Annotated in this window: 15 protein-coding genes; 10 read left to right on the forward strand and 5 right to left on the reverse strand. The window is 34.2% G+C overall.

From position 1 onward, the window contains the following. Window positions 1-378 precede the first annotated feature (378 nt). Window positions 379-753 (forward strand): DoxX family protein, encoded by a 375-nt coding sequence (locus C8P67_RS03405; RefSeq protein WP_115810420.1) that lies wholly within the window; start codon window positions 379-381, stop codon window positions 751-753. Between the two features lie 123 nt (window positions 754-876). Here C8P67_RS03405 and lpdA read toward each other — a convergent pair whose 3' ends face one another. Continuing rightward, on the reverse strand, window positions 877-2,280 hold the full coding sequence (lpdA, locus tag C8P67_RS03410) for a dihydrolipoyl dehydrogenase (protein ID WP_115810422.1): 1,404 nt from the start codon (window positions 2,278-2,280) through the stop codon (window positions 877-879). 652 nt (window positions 2,281-2,932) lie between these two features. On the opposite strand from lpdA, the gene C8P67_RS03415 reads away from it, so the two are divergent. Beyond that, on the forward strand, window positions 2,933-3,301 hold the full coding sequence (locus C8P67_RS03415; protein ID WP_115810424.1) for a hypothetical protein: 369 nt from the start codon (window positions 2,933-2,935) through the stop codon (window positions 3,299-3,301). Between the two features lie 150 nt (window positions 3,302-3,451). On the opposite strand, the gene C8P67_RS03420 is transcribed toward C8P67_RS03415, so the two are convergent. Continuing rightward, window positions 3,452-5,383, reverse strand: a complete 1,932-nt coding sequence (locus C8P67_RS03420; protein ID WP_115810426.1) for an APC family permease — start codon at window positions 5,381-5,383, stop codon at window positions 3,452-3,454. Between the two features lie 405 nt (window positions 5,384-5,788). Here C8P67_RS03420 and C8P67_RS03425 point away from each other — a divergent pair, with 405 nt between their 5' ends. The 8 genes from C8P67_RS03425 (at window position 5,789) to C8P67_RS03460 (ending at window position 14,286) form a co-directional block, all read left to right on the forward strand. Next, a complete protein-coding gene (locus tag C8P67_RS03425; RefSeq protein ID WP_147298196.1) occupies window positions 5,789-6,568 on the forward strand; it encodes a bestrophin-like domain in 780 nt (259 codons plus the stop codon). Between the two features lie 372 nt (window positions 6,569-6,940). Then, the gene (locus tag C8P67_RS03430) at window positions 6,941-8,494 is read left to right on the forward strand and encodes a glycoside hydrolase family 10 protein (protein ID WP_115811032.1); all 1,554 of its coding nucleotides are present in this window, start codon (window positions 6,941-6,943) and stop codon (window positions 8,492-8,494) included. Window positions 8,495-8,590: 96 nt separating this feature from the next. After that, entirely contained in the window at window positions 8,591-9,904 is a 1,314-nt protein-coding gene (locus tag C8P67_RS03435) for an MFS transporter (RefSeq protein ID WP_115810430.1), read from the forward strand. Between the two features lie 59 nt (window positions 9,905-9,963). Next, window positions 9,964-11,100 (forward strand): PDDEXK nuclease domain-containing protein, encoded by a 1,137-nt coding sequence (locus tag C8P67_RS03440; RefSeq protein ID WP_115810432.1) that lies wholly within the window; start codon window positions 9,964-9,966, stop codon window positions 11,098-11,100. 3 nt (window positions 11,101-11,103) lie between these two features. Then, on the forward strand, window positions 11,104-12,702 hold the full coding sequence (locus C8P67_RS03445; protein WP_115810434.1) for a glycoside hydrolase family 3 protein: 1,599 nt from the start codon (window positions 11,104-11,106) through the stop codon (window positions 12,700-12,702). 121 nt (window positions 12,703-12,823) lie between these two features. Further along, window positions 12,824-13,462, forward strand: coding sequence for a peroxiredoxin (locus C8P67_RS03450; protein ID WP_115810436.1), 639 nt, complete (start codon window positions 12,824-12,826; stop codon window positions 13,460-13,462). Between the two features lie 161 nt (window positions 13,463-13,623). Continuing rightward, window positions 13,624-13,932: a thioredoxin family protein gene (locus tag C8P67_RS03455; RefSeq protein ID WP_115810438.1), complete on the forward strand. Its 309-nt coding sequence runs from the start codon at window positions 13,624-13,626 to the stop codon at window positions 13,930-13,932. Between the two features lie 96 nt (window positions 13,933-14,028). After that, window positions 14,029-14,286 carry a DUF6952 family protein gene (locus C8P67_RS03460; RefSeq protein WP_115810440.1) on the forward strand — a complete coding sequence of 86 codons (258 nt, stop codon included), beginning with the start codon at window positions 14,029-14,031 and terminating at the stop codon, window positions 14,284-14,286. 204 nt (window positions 14,287-14,490) lie between these two features. On the opposite strand, the gene C8P67_RS03465 is transcribed toward C8P67_RS03460, so the two are convergent. The 3 genes from C8P67_RS03465 to C8P67_RS03475 form a co-directional block, all read right to left on the reverse strand. After that, complete coding sequence (locus C8P67_RS03465) at window positions 14,491-15,885, reverse strand: DUF6055 domain-containing protein (RefSeq protein ID WP_147298197.1); 1,395 nt, start codon at window positions 15,883-15,885, stop codon at window positions 14,491-14,493. 83 nt (window positions 15,886-15,968) lie between these two features. Then, window positions 15,969-17,582 (reverse strand): RagB/SusD family nutrient uptake outer membrane protein, encoded by a 1,614-nt coding sequence (locus tag C8P67_RS03470; RefSeq protein ID WP_115810444.1) that lies wholly within the window; start codon window positions 17,580-17,582, stop codon window positions 15,969-15,971. Window positions 17,583-17,593: 11 nt separating this feature from the next. After that, window positions 17,594-20,593: a SusC/RagA family TonB-linked outer membrane protein gene (locus C8P67_RS03475; RefSeq protein WP_211319882.1), complete on the reverse strand. Its 3,000-nt coding sequence runs from the start codon at window positions 20,591-20,593 to the stop codon at window positions 17,594-17,596. Window positions 20,594-20,802 lie beyond the last annotated feature (209 nt).

Below are 20,802 nucleotides of genomic sequence, written 5' to 3' on the forward strand. Positions count from 1 at the left end.
GCTGCTAGTATTAGTTATTGGCGGTTATTTTCTATACAAGAAGTATAGTAAGAAAGAATAAAACATTTTAGAATCATTTTTTTATACAAAGCGGCTAAAATCTAAACCAAAAAAGGTTTTGGATTTTAGCCGTTTTATTTTGTGTCTTTAACCAATCATTAAAAGCCACAACTATCTCAATTTTAATATATTATTCACAATAAAAACAACATAGAAATAAGTAATAATAAAAAAATTAACTAAATTTGTAGTAGGACAAAGGACTTAGTTTTCTGCCTATGAAAACTATCAACGGTAAATGGATGAATAAAGGTATTAAACAGCAACTCACGCGGCCTTGAGCTATAGCTTATACATTTAACCAAAAAAATAAAAAATATGAAAACTGCCACTCTCTTTATCCGTACAATAATTGGTATACTGCTAGTTTTAGTTTCCCTTGCCTATTTCTTTAATTTAATGCCGGATCTTTCTACCAGCGGTGATTTCAAAGCTTTTCAGCTGGGCTTAATTTCTTCGGTATATTTAATGCCGATGGTTAAGGCAATTGAACTATTATGCGGCATTTCATATCTCACAGGAAAATATGTCACCTTGTCTAACATTGTAGTTCTTCCAGTGAGCATAAACATTTTATTTATCAATTTCTTTCTGAATCCAAACGGAATACCGCTTGCACTTTTTGTATTCCTTGGCAATCTATTTCTAATCTATAGTTATTGGAAAAACTACAAAAGCTTATTCAAAGCATAACAAACTATTATCTAAGATAGTTTCACACAATAACATAAAAAACACAAAAAACCCGAGAGATTTCTCCATCGGGTTTTTTCTATTTGTAAAGATGCGCCACAGTGCATCTCTGCAGTATCTATATTATACGTGCAGAGCTCTATTGTCTGTAGCTGCCAATGCTGCTTCTTTTACCGCTTCCGCAAATGTTGGATGCGCGTGCGACATTCTGGAAATATCTTCGGCAGAAGCTTTATACTCCATAGCAACCACTGCTTCGGCAATCAAATCGGCAGTTCTAGCACCAATCATGTGTACACCAAGAACTTCATCTGTTTTTTCATCAGCAAGGATTTTTACAAATCCGTCAAGATCTGCACTCGCACGAGCACGTCCTAAAGCTTTGAAAGGGAAACTTCCCACTTTATATTTTGTACCAGTTGCTTTTAACTGCTCTTCTGTTTGTCCAACAGCAGCAACTTCCGGCCAAGTATAAACAACACCTGGAATTAAATTATAATCAATATGCGGTTTTTGTCCAGCTAAGATTTCAGCAACCATAGTTCCTTCTTCTTCCGCTTTGTGAGCAAGCATTGCACCACGAACAACATCTCCGATAGCATAGATATTTGGAACCGAAGTCTGCAGATGATCATTTACTTCTACTTGACCTCTGTCAGAGATTTTAACTCCGGCTTTATCAGCATTCAATCCATCAGTATACGGACGACGGCCAACAGAAACTAATGAATAATCACCTTCAAGGGTAATTACTTCACCTTTTGCATTTTCTGCCTGAACGATTACAGCATCACCATTTCTCTCAACCGACTGCACTTTATGAGAAGTATAGAATTTCATTCCTTGTTTTTTCAGCACTTTTGTCAATTCTTTAGACAAAGCACCATCCATACCCGGAATAATTCTGTCCATGAATTCAACAACAGAAACCTGCGCTCCTAATCTCAAATATACCTGACCTAATTCGATACCAATAACACCACCGCCAATAATAACAAGGTGTTTTGGAACTTCTTTAAGCGCTAAAGCTTCTGTAGAGGTGATGATTCTTTCTTTGTCAATTTTGATAAAAGGCAAAGAAGACGGTTTTGAACCAGTAGCAATAATAATATTTTTGGCCTCGATTGTTTCCGATGTTCCGTCAGCTTTTGCAACAGCAACATGAGTCGCATCTACAAATGATCCTAGACCATTAAAAACAGTGATTTTATTTTTCTCCATCAGAAAATTAACTCCACCTGATGTTTGATCGACAACCGCCTGTTTGCGGGCAATCATTTTTTCTAAATTAACTTTTACATCACCCGAAAGTTCAATTCCATGATCGGCAAAATGCTTAATTTCAGCATAATGGTATGAAGATGAAAGCAATGCTTTCGAAGGAATACAGCCTACGTTTAAGCAAGTCCCTCCCAAAGTTGAATATTTCTCTATAATTGCTGTTTTGAAACCCAATTGTGCACAACGAATAGCTGAAACATATCCGCCTGGCCCAGAACCTATAATGACTACGTCAAATGAACTCATAGTATGTGATTTTTATTTTTAGTGTTGCAAAATTAAGGAATAAAGTTTTGTTTAAAGTTTAATTTTCAAGGTTTTTTGTTCCAATTATAACGATTTCATCAACAATTTTAAAGAAACACTTTTAATAACTCAAGCAAATGCAGTATTCCACGTCTGGTACTTATATAAGCCCACACCCAGCGGGTTTAGAAATATTTAAAACATAGTTAGTTGTAAGAATTCTTGAGTTAGTTGTAAGAATGCCACGATTAGTTAAGGCAAATCCGCGGTTAGTTGACCTAAATCTTCAGTTAGTTGACCTAAATCTTCTGTTAGTTGTGGTAAAGTCACTAACATTGTTATAACTAACTGCGAATTTGCCTCAACTAACGGCTAATTACAGTCTTCTGAGGATAAATTATAATCTTCTGAGGCTATACCAGAGTTTTTAGAAGGTAAAATAATAACTGATTGACAAGAAGTACGTTTTATAGGATTATAATTATTATTCTCTATATTTGAAAAGAAGGAAATCTGACGGTTTATCATATAAAAAAATAAGTTAGCAGATACCAGTTAAAAAAACAATTACCTATGAAAGAAGATTTTATAACATTTGCAGAAGAGTAATCGTAGATAACAGAAACTAATAACAAAAAAAGATCACAAATAAATGCATGCAATTTTAATTATAATACCACTATTCTTTCAGATTATTTTTGGCAGAAAAGCTATTGGAGGAGATATTAAACTAAGCTTTGGAACCATTTGTTTAATTAGCTTTTTAGGCCAAATACTATTTACCATTTTAGCGTTTAATATAATTGTATATTCTCTTGAAAGAAACAATAATGCTTGCCGATTGCCATTAGTTGGACTTATAATGTTTTCGTTGTTGTTTACTGTAATTTTATTCATAACAATGATTATTCAAGACCGTATCAAAAAGTCATATGGAAATGAGGAAATTGAGGAAATTGACAAAGTCGAAGATGAGAATGATAAAATTGAAGAATATGAAGATGATGAAGATTGGGATTAATTGAAAACAACAATTAAAACAAAAACATCCAGACTGTAACTGTTACAAACAGATTTGGGCATTTAATGGAAAGGTATTTCCCTTCTTTATTAAAAACAAAAGAAAGCCGTTTTGATTCTTCAAAACGGCTTTCTATTTATTATTATTTCACTAAACTTCTTGAGTGTTCAGCTTACTGTTGTTACGGCTGAAACTAAAATAAATTATCAATCCGATGATTAACCAGATTCCAAAATAAATCCAATTCCAAACGCTTAATTCTGCCATCATATACAGGCAGCATATCAAGCCCAAAAGCGGAATCAGTGATAAGTTCTCTTTCCAGGACCAAAACACTAACCCAACGATAACGATACAAAAAATCCACATTGGTATTTTGTGTTTAAACAAATCAAATCCGCTTTCATATTTTATAGTATCCGAAATAGGCAGACCGGCAACTACGCTGGCATATTTAGCATCATCCTCTTTGTATTGGCTTAATAATTGCTCCGCATCAAGATTTTTTATATCAACAGACTTATTCTCAATACTTACCAGATATTCATACACTTTTTGAGTTTCTTCCTTATTCAGAGACGTGATTATAAATTCGGAATCATTGATTTTTGTCTCGTTGGTAATAAAATCCATAGTCGCTTTTTTATTGTAGGTAAAAGCCAAAACCAGAGCAGTAATAATCAATACCGGAAATATAAACTTTGAATTCACATAAGGCGTTTTGAATTTTCCTCTTGGAATATCAGTTCTGTTCTGCAAAGCCAAAACTCCCGCGCAGACCAAAACAAATGCAAACAAAGTACCAATACTGCACAAATCTGTAACCATCGTTAAATTCATGAACAAAGCTGGAACAGCAACTACAAATCCAGTCACAATAGTCGCATAAGAAGGAGTCTTGAATTTTGGGTGCACTGTAGAAAAACGTTTTGGCAGTAATCCATCACGGCTCATGCTCATCCAGATACGAGGCTGCCCCATCTGAAAAACCAATAAAACACTTGCCATTGCTACTACAGCACTTACAGCAATAATTCCCGATAACCATTTTAAATGCAGCTGATCAAATACAAAAGCTAATGGATCTCCCACATTCAAACTATTATAACTTACCATTCCTGTCAATACTAACGCTATGGCTATATAAAGAATTGTACAGATAATAATCGCCCACATCATTCCTCTTGGTAAATCACGCTGGGGATTTTTACATTCCTCGGCGGTTGTCGAAATAGCATCAAAACCAATATAAGCAAAGAATACTGCCGAGACTCCCTTTAAAACTCCCGAAACTCCATTCGGTGCAAACGGATTCCAATTAGCAGTGTCAACATAAAACATACCTACAGCAATTACTAGTAAAACAATGCAGAGTTTAACAATAACCATAATGTTGCTAGCATTACGTGATTCTTTCATTCCTCTATAAATCAATGCAGTAATCAAAACAATAATCAATAATGCAGGAAGATCGGCAACAAAATGAAAGGAACCTATCATTGGCGCTGTTGTCCAAGCTGTATAAGCGCTCTGCATTCCTGCACTTAAATTTTCAAAAGACTTCCCTCCTTCCATCAAAGCTGTAGCATCTTTGAAACCATTAGAAGCTGTCAGATAATCCATTTGAACCCATTGCGGTAAATCTATCCCGCCACTGGAGAGCAGTCCTGTAAAGTAATCACTCCATGAGATCGCGACCGTTATATTCCCGACCGAATACTCCATAATCAAAGCCCATCCTATAATCCAGGCAATTAATTCTCCAAAAGCAACATACGAATACGTATAAGCACTTCCCGAAACTGGCACCAGCGAAGCAAATTCGGCATAGGCAAAAGCGGCAAAACCACAGGCAACAGCAGTAAATAGAAACAGAAAAATAACAGCTGGACCTCCGTCAAAACTGGCTTTCCCAATCGTACTGAAAATACCGGCACCTACAATCGCAGCAATTCCAAAAGCAGTTAAATCTTTGGTGGTCAAATGCTTTCCTAATGTTTCATGCCCTTCCAAGTTGTTTTTCTCAACCTGCTTTAAGATATCCTGAACTGTTTTTTTTCTAAAAAGCCCTTTTAATGCCATGTTGTTAATTTTATTATTAAATAACCATAATTTAGTGTTCTTTTCAATAATATTTTCAATAAAAAAATATTAAAGCTCAAATATATAAAACAAATTCAATCTTTAAAGTTATGAATTTGATTTTTTACAGCAATTAAATATAAAAAATCATTTCTCTTTTTTAGGCTTTCTTTCAAATATACAATTCAAGAAAATCTCCATAAAAAAACGGAAATATATTCGTTTATGTAATTATATTTTAGCTACGCACGCTGTAAAAGCTGTACTTTATCTTCTTTTATGTCTCTTGCAGTCAATAGTGAATTAGACATCAGACTGATTGGGTTTATAAATTCTTTGTGGTGCAGTTTTTTTATCTACATTAGTGTAATAAATTCAGGATCAACTTCTAAAACCAAAACAGTAATGGATATAAGTATACTAAATCAGACCGAGGCTTGGGTAATTGCTCTTTTACTTTTTATATTAATGCTTATTTCATGTTTTATTGGAAAACGCACGGGAAATTATATTCGGAATAAAAAAGACAATAAAGACAAATCGACTGAAACTTCAGGACTTGTTGCATTGCTTTTTTTCTTACTTGCATTTACATTCGGAATGAGCGGTGACCGTTACGATTCTCGAAGAAAAATTGTTATCGAAGAAGCAAATGACATTGGAACAGCCATACTGCGAAGTGATTTATATCCTGATTCCACAAGAACTTTGTTCCGCAAGGATTTTAAAGAATATGTCGAAGCAAGAATTTCTTACTATCAAGTAGGCGCAGATGTAAAAGGAATTTTGAAAGCTGACAGTTTATCTCAGGTGATTTCGGGCAAATTATGGAAACGCGCCTGCAGTCTTTCCAAAGATCCTGCCAACCTTGCTGCAACCCAGCAGATGATTCCCGCTTTAAACACAATGATTGATATTACCACTTCCCGAATTGCCGGAGAGAAAGCAAAAGTTCCTGAAAGCATTTTGATTATGTTATTTTTTCTGGCTCTTATAAGCTCATTTTATGGCGGTTACTCCGAAGGGCGCAAAGGCAAAATTGACTGGCTGATCCAAATTGGATTTTGTCTTTTGGTGTCGCTGGTTGTTTTGTTCACACTGGATTTGGACAGACCGAGAAGAGGTTTCGTAAATCTTGATGTGCCCAATCAGACCATAATTGATTTAAGAAAGAATTTTGAGTGATTTTTTGCCTGAAGATAATATAAAAATAAATCATTTTTTGACACGTTTATCTGCTAGAATTTACCGCATTACTTCTTTGTAAAAGTGAATTTAATGATTGTTGGATTCCTTGCCCCTGATAGCAGTGGCAGCCTCGAAAATTAGAACACTATTTTTTACTTCCTGTATAGAGCGACCAGCGGAAGCTCCTGTACGGGAAAGTAAAAAAAGTGTTCTAATGGAGAGCTACAGCGGATAGCAGGATAAGGCACATTACTATTATTCATTTTGGAAATAATGTAAAACAGGAACGTTAATCCAAATTTATTGGCAATTAGTTTAATAAACTTGGCTAAAAAAACTACTTTTGATTTCTTTATAAAAAGATTAAAAATGATTTTGAAGAAGTCTCTGTTATTTCCAACTATATACCTCCTGTTTTTTGCTGTCATTGGTTTTGCCCAAAGAAGAGAGATGCATCCTAAAAATGAATTTCGAGCGGTATGGATTGCTACCGTTGTTAATATTGACTGGCCTAAAAACAGCTGGGATTCTGTAGAAAAACAGAAAGCAGATTTTATCCAGGTTTTAGACACGTATCAAAAACTCAACTATAATGCAGTCGTTGTACAGATACGTTCAGTAGGTGACGCTTTATATCCCACCATATTAGCACCTTGGTCCCGTTATTTAACTGGATCTGAAGGGAAAGCCCCAGCTGGAAATTTTGATCCTCTCGAATGGATGATCGAAGAAAGCCACGGACGCGGTTTTGAATTTCACGCTTGGATGAATCCGTATCGCGCCACGATGGATTTAAAAACCGAAAACTTAAGTATTGATCATGATTATAATAAACATCGCGATTGGATGATCGAGTATGGCGGTAAATATTACTACAATCCTGCGCTGCCAGAAGTTCAAAAGCATTTAACTGCAATCGTTGAAGAAGTGGTGATTAAATATGATATCGACGCTGTACATTTTGATGATTATTTCTATCCATATAAAATAAAAGGGCTTGACTTTAACGATACAGCATCATACCAAAAATATGGAAACGGTCTTTCTCTGGAAGACTTTAGACGTTCGAATGTTACCGCTTTTGTCAAAAATATTTCTTTTGGCATTAAAAAACTAAAACCGTGGGTGCAGTTTGGCATCAGCCCGTTTGGAGTTTGGCGCAACAAATCTGTTGACCCAAAAGGATCAGATACCCAGTCTGGTCAGACCAATTATGATGATTTATTTGCTGATCCTATGGAATGGATGAATAACAATTGGATCGACTACATCATCCCGCAATTGTATTGGAGTATTGACCACAAAACAGCTTCTTATGCTAAATTAATGAAATGGTGGTCTGAGAATGTCCCAAATAATACTGCCTTATACATTGGAAACAGCTCGTATAAAATCAGATCGGATTCAGATAAACACTGGAATAACATGTACGAAATTACGAATCAGATTGACCTTACGCGAAACTATCCAAATGTCCAGGGAAATGGTTTTTTTAGTGCCAAATGGTTTATCAATAAAAATCAGGATGTGGTAAAATATCTCAAAGAGAACCAATACAAATATCCTGCTCTGCCATTGCCTGTTCCCAACTTTAAAAAAACGCTTACCGAAACTTTGCTGATTAATTCAATCACTAAGGACTCAGCCAGCTATTATATTACTTTTAAAAAGCCTAATCTTCCGACACAAGTGCGCTACATTGTTGTGTATGGCGCTAAAAATTCAGCCAAAATAAAAACCAATGATGTCACTCAAATCATAGAAAAAATTGCTGTTACCGAAGAAAATAACGAATTTAATATTGAAGTTCCTGCTTACAAAATGATTGGTAAAGCAGCGTTTGCTTTTACTTACATCGATTATTATGCTAACGAAAGCCCAGAAACTGTAATTGATCTGGAAACAGAAACGCAGACGAAGTAAAGTTTAAAATAGTTTAATATTGTTTTAACTTTAAACTGTTAGCCCTCAAACAAAATTAAACCTTTAAACCTATAACCCCTTAAACCTCCTTAAATAATGAAAGACAGTAAACCTTGGTATTGGATTCCGTTTTTAAATTTTGCTTCGGGATTTCCGTATGCTATTATTATTTCGGTATCGGTGATTATGTATAAAAATCTGGGAATTGCGAATGAAGACATTGGGGTGTATACCAGTTTATTATACCTGCCATGGGTAATCAAACCGCTTTGGAGTCCGTTTATTGATTTGTATGCCACTAAAAGAAAATGGTTTTTGGCGATGCAGTTAGTTATTTCAATTGCGTTTTTAATTGTGGGACTGACCATTCCTGCAAATCACTTTTTCATGCTGAGTTTAGCATTATTTTGGGTTGCTGCGTTTGCATCTGCATCAAATGATGTGGCGAGCGACGGTTTTTATATGCTGGCTTTAGCCAAAGAACAGCAGTCTTTTTTCTTAGGAATCCGAAGCACATTCTACAGACTTTCGATGCTTACCGCAAATGGGCTGATTGTAATTTTGGGAGGATATTTGGAAAACAAATTCGGGGATAAAAGCCAAGCCTGGTCTTACACTATGATCGTTGTGGCGCTGATTATGGCATTATTAACAATCTATAATTTTTTCATCACTCCAAAAGTGGAAGAAACCAAAGAGATCGAAAGTACTCATAAAGCGAGCTTCGGTGAAGTATTTGCTACTTTTTTTCAAAAGAAACAAATCGGTATTATACTGGCTTTCATTTTGCTTTTCAGATTGGGCGAATCGCAGTTATTAAAAATGCTGACTCCCTTTTTGATTGATGAAAAAGCCAAAGGAGGTATGGGTTTAACTACCGAAGATGTCGGGATTATATATGGAACCTTTGGAGTTGCTGCGCTTGTTGTCGGGGGAATCCTTGGCGGAATAGCTATTTCAAAAGGAGGACTGCGCAAATGGATGCTGCCTATGTTCTTGGCAATGCATCTGCCGATAATTGGTTTTGTTTACTTATCACATTTTCATCCTGCTGCAGCTTTCAATCTGCATTTAGAATTATACTTTTACACTTTTGATTATGTTTTAAACCCTTATATTACAGGAGTAATAATTGCGGAACAATTTGGATATGGCTTTGGTTTTGCTGCTTTTATGATGTATTTAATTTACGTTGCAGAAGGAGAATCAAAAACTTCGCACTACTCGATTGCAACAGGTTTTATGGCTCTGGGAATGATGGTGCCCGGAATGTTAAGCGGTTATATACAGCAATATTTAGGTTATGGAAATTTCTTTATCTGGGTGTTTTTGGCAACGATTCCAGGATTAATTCTATCTCAGTTGCTGCAATATCCTGCTGATTTTGGAAAGAAAACGGAGGAGAAATAAAACTTTTTTTATTCCAAATTCAAATATTGAAAAATGAAGAAGCAAATTGATTTTGAATTATGTCACAATTAAGTAATCAAACAGACGAGAATTCACTTTTCAACAAAGTATCCGAGTTACTCGAACTTGCCCGCAAACAAGTTGTAACAACGGTAAATCTGACTATGGTTCATACCTATTTTGAAATAGGAAAAATGATTATTGAGGAAGAACAGCAAGGAGAGATTCGCGCTGCTTATGGGAAAGCCATTCTAAAAGACTTATCCGCCCGGCTTAAAGAACGTTTTGGAAAGGGTTTTTCAGAACAAAATTTAAGAAATATGAGGCAATTTCATCTTGCATACTCAAAATACGAGAAGCCTTCTAGTAAATTACAAAATACTAACAATCAATGCGATTCAATTCGACAGAAGCCTTCTAGCGAATTGCAAAATACCAATAAAAAACTAGATTCGATTCAGCAGAAGCCTTCTAGTAAATTCAAATTAAGCTGGTCACACTATCTTGTTTTAATGCGGATAGAGAACAGTAATGAAAGAAGTTTCTATGAAATCGAAGCATTTGAACAAAACTGGTCCGAACCACAGCTCAAACGCCAATATCATTCGAGCTTATACGAACGATTAGCTTTAAGCCGTGATAAAAATGAGGTAATGAAACTTGCTATTGAAGGGCAAAAAATAGATAGACCTCAAGATTTATTAAAGAATCCACTAACATTGGACTTTTTAGGATTACAGGAAAAGCATTCTTATACAGAATCCGACTTAGAGCATGGCATCATCTCAAAATTACAGGACTTTTTATTAGAATTAGGCAAAGGCTTCCTGTTTGAAGCCAGACAAAAAAGATTTACATTTGATAATGATCATTATTTTGTAGACTTGGTTTTCTACAATCGATTACTCCAATGCTATGTAATAATCGATTTAAAAACAGAAAAATTAGTCCATCAAGATTTAGGACAAATGCAGATGTATGTCAATTATTACGACCGTTTTGAAAAGCTGGAACACGAAAAACCTACAATTGGAATTTTACTGTGCAAAAAGAAAAATGATGCACTTGTAGAACTTACGCTTCCAAAAGACTCTAATATTTACGCTTCCGAATATAGTCTGTATCTCCCTGAAAAAGAACTTTTACAGCAAAAACTCATGGAATGGGTACAAGAATTTGAAGAAGAAAATTCATAAACAATGACACTAGAACAAAAAATAGGACAATTCTTTTTTCCTGCCGTTTTTATCAACGATACAGAAGAGAACATTCTGGAAACAGAACGTTTAATCAAAGAATACAATATTGGAGGGCTGACATTTTTTCACAGCAGAGCCAGTGCGGCAACTAATTATGAGTCTAAGAAAAAAGTAGAATTTAACGACGATAGTTTTCAGCGTTTGAAAGACCTGATTGTTCGTTACCAAAAATGCGCCTCTACCCCCCTATTAATGAGTATTGATGCCGAATGGGGCTTGGCCATGCGTGTCGAAAAAACACCGCAATATCCTTATGCAATTACTCTTGGTGCTCTGCCTGAGAGAAAAATCGATTTGGTATATGAAGTAGGAAAACAAATTGGATTGGACTTAAAATCGGCGGGGATTCATTATAATTTATCTCCTTTGGCTGATATTAACAACAATCCTAATAATCCAGTAATTGGTTACCGCTCTTTTGGTTCCAATAAAGAAAAAGTTGCTCAATACGCATTAGAATATCTTCGCGGTATGTCTGATGCTGGGATTTTGGGATGCTTAAAACACTTTCCAGGACATGGAAATACGAGCGTCGATTCACATCTAGGATTACCTGTTTTACAGGAAAATCTAGAACAATTACTCGAAAACGAATTAATCCCTTTCATAAAAGGCATTGAAAATCAGGTCGATTCTATTATGATAGGCCATTTGGCTGTTCCCGCATTGAATGATGGAAAAGAAACATCGGCCACTTTATCCAAAAATATAATAGAAAAACTGCTGCGGGAGCAATTGGGTTATGACGGTCTAATTATTTCGGATGCCTTGAATATGCACAGCGTTTCCAAATTATATGATGTGAAAGGCCAGCTGGAATGGGAAGCTTTTAATGCTGGAAATGATGTACTTTGCTTTGCTGAAAATGTACCCGAAGGTATTCAGGAAATACTAAAAAATGCAAGTCCTGAACGTATCGAAGCCAGTTTGAACCGCATCATGAAATGCAAACAAAAAGCAGGACTTTTTGACGAAAACAAAGAGACTCCAGCCGATTTTGATTTTAAAACGGTTTCGGCCTTAAATAGAAAAATAGCCGATTACTGCATTACCGAAATAAAGGACAAAAACAGTTCGATTCTGCTTTTTGATTCTAAAAATAGAGAGCGCCTAGCCAAATTAAGTATTTATAAAACGATTGACAATTCATTTTTCAAGACTTTAGCTTCGGTCCTGCCTTCTCCGGAATACGCAATAGAAAATGCCGGCGAATTAATTGAAACAACTCTCAAAGAAGATCTTGCCCCCTTTGATACGATACTAATATCCTTATTCGTTCCAAAAACCAAACCATTAAACAAATTTGATTTAGAAGATACTATTTTGGCATTTTTGGGCGAATTATTTGAAACAAAAAAATGCATTCTCTATGTTTTTGGAAATCCATATGCACTGCAGGTGATTCCAGATCTGGAAAAAACTATCGGGATTGTAGTCATGTATCAGGATTTTGTGGAATTTCAAGAAAGCGCTGCCGAACAATTATTAGAGGACAAAAAAGGCAAAGGAGACCTACCAGTTTCTATTACAGTCATTTAAAAACAACAATAATCACGCACTATTGCTTTATAAATATTAATAATAAAAATTTATTTACTATCTCTTTCTATCAGCCTTATATTTGCACCAATAAAAATTTAAATAACTAAAATTAATAAATATGTCATTAGTAGGTAAAAAATTCCCAAGTATTGCAGTAGATGCTATCTCAGAAATGGGTGACAACTTAAAAATCAACATCTTCGAAGAAGCAGTAAACAATAACAAAAAAGTACTTTTGTTTTGGTACCCAAAAGATTTCACTTTTGTATGTCCAACAGAATTACACGCTTTCCAAGCTGCTTTACCAGAATTTGAAAAAAGAAACACAATTGTAATCGGAGCTTCTTGCGATACTAACGAAGTTCACTTTGCTTGGTTAAATACTCCAAAAAACAATGGAGGAATTGAAGGCGTAACTTACCCAATTCTTGCAGATACTAACAGAAACTTATCTAACATTTTAGGAATTCTTGATATTGATTCAACTGAGTATAGCGAAGATACAGATTCAGTAATCATCGAAGGTTCTAACGTTACTTTCAGAGCTACGTACTTAATTGACGAAACTGGAAAAATCTTTCACGAAAGCGTAAACGATATGCCATTAGGACGTAACGTAAACGAATATTTACGTATGGTTGACGCTTACACTCACATTCAGGAAAAAGGCGAAGTTTGTCCTGCAAACTGGGAAGCTGGAAAAGAAGCAATGAATGCTGACAGAAAAAGTACTGCAGAATATTTAAGTTTAAACTAATAAAAAGTTTCTAAGATTCTAAGTTTCTAAGTCGCAAAGACTCTCTGAAACTTAGAATCTTAAAAAAAGAATACCAAAATATCATACTTTAATTAAAGTTGCTAAGTTTCTAAAAAACTTAGAATCTCAAAATCTTAGTAACTTAGAAACTCAAAAAAAATATGTTAATCGAATTAAACGAAGATACATTAGGAGCCCTAGTTGCTCAGAATGAAAAAGTGGTAGTTCAATTTTCGGCTTCATGGTGCGGTAACTGCAGAATCATGAAACCAAAATTCAAAAAACTGGCTTCAGAAAACGAAAGTATTTCATTTGTTTTGGTAGATGCTGAAAATTTTCCAGAATCAAGAAAACTAGCCAACGTTAGCAACCTGCCAACATTTGCCACTTTTGTAAATGGAAAATTAGTAAACGAAACCCAAACCAATAAGCAGGAAGTTTTGATCGAATTGGTTAATGAGATTGTTTAATCGTTAAATTGGCCAATCGTTAATTTGTTTAATTGACTAATAAATCATTGACAAAACGATAAACGTATAAACGATTAAACAAATAAACAGTAAAACATGAAGTTACCCGTAATAAAACATTTAACCCAATTCATCGAAGAAAACGATCAGGATTACCTCATCGAAACCATTGAAGTACTGGAAGCAATGACCGAAATTCCTTCATTGAAAGACGAAGAATTAGATGTCATAGGCGAATTAATTTCGAATATGTACGGCGCCCTTGAAGTTCACAAAATGACACAGCAGGGAACCGACAAAAAAGAGGCTCTTAATAGTTTCATGAAAAGAGTATTGGGATCTATCGACAAATAAAATATTTATAAATTAAAAAAAAGAAATGCACTCCTTAAATATGGAGTGCATTTCTTTTTTTATGATACGCCAATAGAATACATTATGTTTTAAGCAAACTATTTAAGAGACTTTCTAAAAAAATAGTTATAGCAATTCGAAATATAATATCGAATAAAAAACACTCTAAAGCACTCTTTATAAACACTTTATCAAACAAATAAATCAAAGAGGATTTGTATTCTCAAATTTTAATTTATACGGAAAATTTTCATCGTTGGCATTATTATCATCCCAAACATGATTCACATGTTCTGTTGGTGCGCCGGTAACAACAAGCCATAACTCTTTACTATCTTCCTTTATTAAAATTGATGCTGAGCCTTTTGCATCCCTTTGTATTGTTTCATAGACAGCTTTATTTTGACTATTAACTGTCACAAAACCCCAGCGCCAGCCTGCAATTGTCTTCCAATTATTATCTAGTCCCTCAAATGTAACTGATACATTTGTGCCAGCTGCGGGAACTTTAAGCTTTATGGCATTATATCCGTAACTTTGAGGAATCTGCTCCAAAGAAATCTGAAAATAACCATCATTGACTGCCGTTAAACTCGTTTTGTGTTTATATTCTTCCTGTTGGGATTTTGGCAAAGCATTGATAAAATTGTTGTTGTTTTCTCCCAAGGGATAATCCCAAGTTATATTTTTACAGGCATATTCAAAAACCTCATCATTGAATTGCTCCTGTGTGATTTTTGTAATTCGTTTATAAGCTTCTATCGGATGTTCTGGCTTAATGGCTTCTTTCCAGACTCTTCCGAGAAAATCTTTCCCGTGTTTTTGTTTCCAATATTCCATTAGATACATAGATTGGTATCTGATATCTTCATGCGAAAAGTTCTTGTGCACATTTTTTAAAAAATAAGGTAACTCACGTGTAAATTCAGCAGGATAAAGCTGCCAGGACATATACTGCGCACATTGTTCCCAAAATGACCCCACATAATTCTGATCTCTAAAACCATATCCTCCATCACAATTTACCTGGTATTGAAAAGAATGCCCAAACTCATGAGCAATTACATTACCAACTGGATTACAAGTTGTTGGATTTACCCATAATGCGCCGATAACATTGTCATAACCAGCCCCTGTTGCCAGCCATTCATCCTGATAAATCAGCATCACGATCATTCTGTATTGATCTGTTTTTGATTTTCCTTTCTGGACAAATTTCATTTCATCTCTGTAATAGGCATAAAATTTTTCTGCTTTTTCTATGAAATCTTTAAGATTTACGCGCATACTTTCTTTTTGAGTAACGGTTGGATCATCACCAAAACCAGCTTCCCAAAAAACGATAATATTCTCAGAAGAAGCACTTCGCTGGTAACACCATTTACTGCTTTTAGAGTTAAAATCATTTTGCTTTAACTCAATAGGTATGTAAACTTCTTTTCCTGTAGTAGGTTTTTTTCCAAAAATAAAAGGGGAATCAGCCGGAGGAATAACCACTTCAACTTTGGATTCGTTGCTCTCAGCAGAACAAGAGGTAAAAAGAAACATGCAGACTATTATATTTTTTAAAAATAATCCCTTTATAAAATGATTTTTCATGATTACTAATTTGTTATAAAATAAAAAAAGGAGGTAAAAAAACATTTTACCTCCCATAAAAACTAAAACTAACTCAAAACTTTTTATTGTATATATCCTGGATTTTGCTTCAAATTACTATTTCTTTCCAGCTGAACCTTCGGTATTGGAAGAATAGCTCTAAAATCACCTGAAGGATTTGCTTTATTTGAGAACCATGATTTTTTTGAAAATATTCCAAATCGTATTAAATCTTGTTTTCTATGCGCTTCTCCAACAAATTCCCAAGCCAATTCATCTAAGAAACCTCCGTATTTAATATCAGCACCACCTTCATAATTGGTAATTACACCTGCTTCATAAGTACCATATTTATAAACACTTCCTCCTAACAGTTTGGCACCTGTAACAGTTGCTTTGGCCGGATTAGTCTTTCTAAAATTTCTTTCTCTTACTCTTGTAACAATTTCTGCCGCTTCATCTGCTTGTCCTGTTCTTAACAAACACTCTGCTTTAATCATCATAGCATCGGCTAATCTATAAAAAGGAACATCATTACTTGTTTGTGCAATTTGACCTTTACCAATTTCATATTTAACCATTCTATACCCTTCGTTAATTTCGCAGCCATTAACATCTGTCAAGTAGTTAATATATTCAAATTGTTTACCATCTACCATTATTGGTTCCCCTTTGCTATCAAACTGTTTCCCTCCCAGCCAAGAATCTTTTAATCTTTGATCATCAGGATCATAAGTATCTATAAATTGAGGTATCCCACTAGAACCATTCCAAGGCCCACCAGCTAATTCATAAGTTGCCTGACTTGGTGCAGCTAATGTTTTAAATGGCCAGTAACTTCCACCAGCTTTTTTTTGATCAAAAGGAATAGAAAATATCTGTTCTGAAGAAGATTGATTTTCTATTATGAAATTATCCAAATAATTAGTTGTCAAAGCAAACCCACCATTATTTATAACATCATTAACCTGAGCTAAAGCTTCGTTCCATTTTGGCATTCCTGTATATACTTCAGCATTTAAATACAATTTGGCTAATGTCATCTCAGCAGCCCATTTTGTAACTTTTCCATAATACTTAGTTTCTCTCTTATTATTATCATTTAAATAAGGTAAAGCTTCTTTTAGTTCACTTTCTACAAAATCATATACTTCTTTACCTGTATTTTGTGTTGGCAAAAATCCTTTAGGTAAATCATATTTGGTTACAATAGGAACATTTCTAAAATTATCCAATAATAAATAATAATAAATGGCTCTTAAAGCTCTTAGTTCCTGAAAAATAGCTTCTTTATTTTCAAGATTTGGTATTTGTTCTATTTGATAAATAGCTTTATTAACATTATTTACACCTCCAAACAAATAAGCCCAATTCCCTTCTGCATGAGGTAGCGGAGCTTCATACGTGTGTTGGTGCATTGTAATGTAATAATCTCCCCAGCCAATACTTTTTCTTAATGGCGTTACTATTAAATCTGATGATTCTTCATATAAACAAAAGGCCGCATCCCAGCCCCAATAAACATCTCTAAATGATGTATATGCTGGTGCCATAAGACTTGCCAAATCTTCTGCCTTAAATACAGTTTCCTCTGCAATGACTTTATCATAAACATTCTCATCTAAATTGGTGCATCCTGTTCCTAAAAGCAGTAAGCCAGAAGCAAGAATTTTATATATTATGTTTTTATTTTTCATTTTGAATTAATTTAAAAAGTTACATTTAATCCTAAAGTTATGCCTGTAGTACTTGGATATTTATCCCTGTTGTCCATTCCTTGAGACGTAGGATCTTCTCTTTTTATTTCAGGATCTAATCCCTTGTATTTTGTAAATGTGGCTAGATTGTTTCCAGATACATACAATCTCATTGCATTTAAAAATTTAAATGGCTCAACATCAAAATTATAAGATAACGTTACATTATCTACCTTTACATAATCTCCTTGTTCAATATAATAACTTACGTAAGTTGGATCATAATTTAGTACCGCCTTATCATACACTTTGTCAAATGATGAAGCTAACATATTATAATCGGTTTTAGAATTTGCATAAAACATACGCTGACTATTTAGTATTTGAAAATCGAAAGCTCCTGTCAACACTACACTTAAATCAAATTTTTTGTAGCTAAAAGTATTGGTCCAACCTGCATAATATTGCGGAATACCATTCCCTAAATATTGCTTATTAGTATCATTGTACATAGAAGGATCAAGTGTTTTTCTTGTACCGTCTGGCAATTCAACAATCCATTTTCCATCATTAGTAATATCTACCGATTTTAGGCCCCAAAAATTACCTAATGATTGACCAACTTCTAATCTATGTGTATCAAATGAAATTGGATCCCCTGTGTTTCCTCTATTTATATAATCTCCTTCAATTTTATATAAATCATTAGAAAGACTTGTTAATTCATTTTTATTGTGTGAAAAAGTCATTGAGGAACTCCAAGTAAAATTATTCGTTTTTACAGGAATGGTATTTAGTAGAATTTCGATACCTTTATTTTCCATTTTCCCAACATTAGCAATAGTCCAATCATATACATTAGGAGGTTTGGGCACAGAGTATCTCCATAACATATCACTTGTTTTTTTACTATACACATCAACACTTCCGCTGATTCTATTATTAAAAAATCCAAAATCAAGACCTAAATTTACTTCTGCCGTTTTCTCCCAACGCAAATCAGGATTTGGATTGCTGGCTGGCTGTAATCCCCTTACCCATTTTCCATCATTATAAAAATAGCCTTCATAATTGTACAATGTCAGTGACATATAAGAGTCATTAGGTATTACTCCTGTTTCTCCATAACCTGCTCTTAGTTTTAAAGTATTTATAGCAGTAACATTTTCTAGAAAAGATTCTTTGTTTATACTCCATCCCGCAGAAACTGCTGGGAAATTACCCCATTGGTAATTTTCACCAAATTTAGAAGATCCCTCTCTCCTGATACTAACTAATAAATCGTATTTACTATTAAAGTTATAGTTAACTCTACCAAAGAATCCAATTAATGTATTATCATTTTTATAACTATCCATCCTTGCTAATCCATCAGTCAAAGCATTTCCTGTATTCAAATTATTATAGGTAAAAGCATCAGTAGGGAAATCAGAATTACTAGCCGAAAATCCTTGATTTACATTATATTGATAACTATAACCTCCTAATACTGTAAATTCATGTTTGTCTAAAATTTTATGGTATTTGGATGTTATCTCAACTAAATCATTATCACTCGTACCTGTATCCCTGGAAGCCACACCATTTCGTGAATTTATAGTATTTGAATAATGTTTTTTGGTTTCATAATACCCATTAAAGCCTGTATTTTTATTTTTTGAGAACTGTGCTCCCACATCCCATCCTGGTAATAAATCAAGAGTTAAATTAGCAGTAAATCTCTGCCATGTTTCATTTCTATCTTGTTTTGTTTCATTCATGATAGCAACAGGATTATAATACTGAAACTTTTTTTGAGTAGGATAATCTCCTTCATAGGTTCCATCTGGGCTGTATACAGGAGCTGAAGGATTTCTAATCATAGCTTGTCTATAAGCATAAGCAGCTCTTTCTTCATCAAGACCCATATTTCGGGTACCATTAAGTAAGCTTAAATTAATTTTTAACTTATCTTTTAACATCGTATGATTTACATCAAATGAAAATCGATACTCCTTATTAAATGTATTGTTAAAAACTCCTGTTTCGTTAACATAATTAAGATTTACTATATAATTTGTCTTAGCCGATCCACCTTTTAAAGCTAAATTGTGGTTTTGAGCAAATCCACTTCCAGATATTTCGTCTAACCAATTGGTATCAGCACCACCATCGTCATAAGCTATTCTTAATCCTTGAGCACGAAAATTTCTTTGTTGTGTGGCATCCAAAAAATCAGCCTTATTATAAAAATTATTTATTGTAGCAAATGTAGAATAGGTAATGGTTGGTGCAGTTTCTTTATTCACCGTTTTTGTCGTAATAAGAATTACTCCATTTGCCCCTCTTGTACCATAAATAGCCGCTGCAGAGGCATCCTTCAATACATCTATAGAAGCGATTTCATTTGGCGCAACTGTATCAATGCTTCCAGGTACACCATTAATTAATACAAGAGGTGCAGCTGACCCTTGTAAAGTAGAAATTCCACGCAAAGTAATATTTGGTCCTGATCCTGGATCTCCAGAACCATTACTAATTGTTAAACCAGCCACTTTTCCTTTAATAAGATCGGAAGCATCTTTAATATTCCCCTTAATAAAATCCTTTTCCTTTACACTAGCGATTGCAGTGGTAACTCTAGATTTTTTCTGAGTTCCATACCCTACTACTACCACTTCATTTAATTGTTCGTTACTTTCTTTAAGAACTATATTTATCTGACTGCGGTTTGCAATATCGATCTCCTGAGTTAAAAAACCTAAATAGCTAAAAACTAATTTAGAATCTGATTTTTTAACTGTAATCTCATATTTTCCATCAAAATCAGATAATACACCGCCAGGCGTATTTTTTTCCGAAATCGTAACTCCCGAAAGTGGCACTCCATTAATATCCTTAATAGAGCCTTGAATCGTTTTTTGCGCAAATGAGGTAAAAAAAGTTAAAAGCAAAAAAGTGGTCAATCCAATTTTTCCCTTCCAAAATTTACCTTCAAAAATCTGCATTGCTGAAAGGTTAGTAAAATTCATAGCTTTTGTTTTGGTTATGGTTAAAAAATTCCTTTTTGTTAATTCACAAAAATCATTTGTGTAATTTAAACACTTGTAAAATTAGATTATAAATGCAACAACAAACACCAACAATTTATCCTAAACCAATATTATATTATCCTTTTATTCTATTAATTCACCCAAATCTGAATAAATTAAACACTAACAAAAAAATATTGTTAATTCTG

Source organism: Flavobacterium aquicola (assembly GCF_003385115.1).
Lineage (GTDB): Bacteria > Bacteroidota > Bacteroidia > Flavobacteriales > Flavobacteriaceae > Flavobacterium > Flavobacterium aquicola.